This is a genomic window from Tabrizicola sp., from assembly GCF_041911175.1.
Classification (GTDB): domain Bacteria; phylum Pseudomonadota; class Alphaproteobacteria; order Rhodobacterales; family Rhodobacteraceae; genus Tabrizicola.
Map to the genome: position 1 here is coordinate 1 of NZ_JAYRPN010000020.1, position 2,563 is coordinate 2,563.

2 protein-coding genes and 1 pseudogene are annotated in these 2,563 nt (G+C 68.8%); all 3 read left to right on the forward strand.

Annotated features, from left to right (window positions below):
* A pseudogene (locus ACE3P6_RS02865) lies at positions 1-366 on the forward strand (sugar ABC transporter substrate-binding protein); the annotation flags it as partial.
* A gap of 72 nt (positions 367-438) precedes the next feature.
* On the forward strand, positions 439-1,923 hold the full coding sequence (locus ACE3P6_RS02870; protein WP_374391454.1) for a sugar ABC transporter ATP-binding protein: 1,485 nt from the start codon (positions 439-441) through the stop codon (positions 1,921-1,923).
* Between the two features lie 160 nt (positions 1,924-2,083).
* Positions 2,084-2,563 (forward strand): ABC transporter permease (locus ACE3P6_RS02875; protein ID WP_374391456.1); only part of this gene is annotated, 480 nt, incomplete at its 3' end.

Below are 2,563 nucleotides of genomic sequence, written 5' to 3' on the forward strand. Positions count from 1 at the left end.
ATCGTCGACGCGCTGGTCGAATCCGGTGCGCCGCTGGTGCCGGTCGTCGGTGCCGACAACGCGGGCTTCGTCGGCCAGCTCTCCAGCGTCGCGGGCCTGCAAGGCGCGGCGGTGACCAACCCCGGCTCGGTCGGCGGTGCAGGCGTCGCGTTGGCGATCCAGATCCTCGACGGCAAGGCCCCGGCGGAAAAGACCGTGCTGGTGAACCCGGAGCTTTGGGACAACGTCAGCGAGGAAGGCAAGGCCAAGCTCGCCGCCGCCGCCAACCCGAACCTGTCGCCGGAATGGCCGGTCTCGGTCTCGATCCCCGGCTGGACCACCTACACGATGGACCAGATCATCGCCTGCAAGGGCCCGGGCGAATAAGCCTGCCCGGCTGATCCCTCACGGCCTCCGGGGCATCTCCGGGGGCCGCCTTCCCTTGACCGAAAGCCCGCCATGCCGGATACCGCCGAGCCAGTTCTTGACGCCACGGGAGTCGCCAAACGCTTTGGCGCGGTCCAGGCCCTGAAGAACGCCTCGCTGCAAGTCGGACGGGGTCAGGTCGTGGCGCTGATGGGCGCGAACGGGGCCGGGAAATCCACCTTCGTCAAGATCCTGACCGGTGTGCTGAAACCTGATGCCGGCCATGTCAGGATCAAGGGCCGCGACAGCACTGTCGCCAATCCCGCCGGGGCGCGGAAATGGGGCTTGGTGCCGGTCTACCAGGAGCCTTCGCTGATCCCTGATCTTTCCGTCGCCGACAATCTGCGCCTTGGCGACACCGCGATGGAGCCGTTCCGCCATTGGGTTTCCGAGCTTGGCCTGCCGACGCTCGACCCCGAGGCCATGATCCGCTCGCTCCCCCTCGCCTCCCTGCGCATCGTCGACCTCGCCCGGGCGCTGGCCATCCAGCCGGACGTGCTGCTGCTGGACGAACTCACCGCCGCCCTGCCGACCGACCTTGTCGAGCGCGTGCTCAAGGTCGTCCGCGCCCAGGCCGATGCCGGGCGGTCGGTGATCTACATCTCGCACCGCTTCACCGAGATCGCCGCGATCTGCGACCGCGCCACCGTGCTGCGCGACGGGCTGACCGTGGGCGACCTTCCCATCGAGCCGGGGATCGAGGAACGCATCGTCGAGATGATGCTGGGTGGAACCGTTGCCGCCGCCGTCTCGGAAGACCGGCCCGTGAAGCCCGTTACCGGAATCCCCCGCCTGCGGGTCAAGGGCCTCAAGACCGGCACCCGCCTGACCGACGTGTCCTTCGACCTCTACCAGGGCGAGGTGCTGGGGGTCGTCGCCCTCGAAGGCCAGGGCCAGGACGAGTTGTTCGACACCCTCGCGGGCAACCGCAAAGCCAGCGCCGGGACGGTCGAGGTCGACGGCACCGCCCGCAGCTTCTCCCACCCCGCCGATGCCATCTCCGCCGGGCTGACCCTGGTCCCCGGTGATCGCGCCCATGCGCTCTTCATGTCGCGCTCGGTCCGCGAGAACATCGCCGTGCCGCTCCTGGCCCGCCTGCGCAACTGGGGCGCCATTCGCATGGGGGACGAGGCCGCGAAGGTCAACGCCGCCATCGAGACGCTCCAGATCGACACCCGCGCCCAGGGAGAAGTCCGCAGGCTCTCCGGTGGCAACCAGCAGAAGGTGACGATCGCCCGCTGGATCGCGAAGGGGGTGCGGACGCTGCTCCTCTTCGACCCGACGCGCGGCATCGACATCCGCACCAAGCGGCAGATCTACGCCCTTGTCCGCGACCTGGCCGGGCAGGGGGCGGCAGTGCTGTTCTACACCTCCGAACTCGCCGAGATCCGCCTCGCCTGCGACCGCGCCGTGGTGATCTTCAACGGCCGGGTGATGGACGTGATCGACGCGAAGGACGCCGATGAGGCCACCCTGATGCGCGCCGCCTACGGGCTGACCGAAAAGGCCCCGGCATGACCCGCGCGTCCCTCCTTCACCCTTTCACATTTGTCCAAATATCCCCGCCGGAGGCACATCCGAGCCGCTTTGCGTCCTTCACGCAAAGCGGCGAGACAAAAGGCACGCGCCGCAAGGCGCTCAATTTGAAAACCGCCCCGACCCGCGCAGGGGTCAGGCCATGAAGCGCTGGATCGAAGCCAACACCTGGACCCTGGGCCTCGCCGTCCTTCTCGCGGCGCTCCTCCTTGCCACCAAGCTGATCCAGCCCGGTTTCGGCGCCTCGGGCCTCGACAGCCTGGCCCGCGCCGCCCTGCCCTTTGCGCTGGCCACCATCGGCATGGCCATCGTCGTCCTGGCCGGGGGCATCGACCTTAGCATCGCCGCGATGATGGCCGTCGCCAGCGTGACCGGGGCGGTGCTGATGCAAGGCGCGACCGACGCGCAATCGGTCGCGGTCGTGATCGGCGTCCTCCTCCTCGGCCTCGCCATGGGGGCGATCAACGGCTTCCTGATCGTCGTCTCAAAGGTGCCTGACATCGTCGTCACCCTCGCCATGCTGTTCGTCTGGCAGGGTGTCGCCCTGCTGATCCTGAATGCACCGGGAGGCGGAGCCGCGCCCTGGCTGCGCACCATCGCGGCGGGCGGTCTGCCCCTGCCC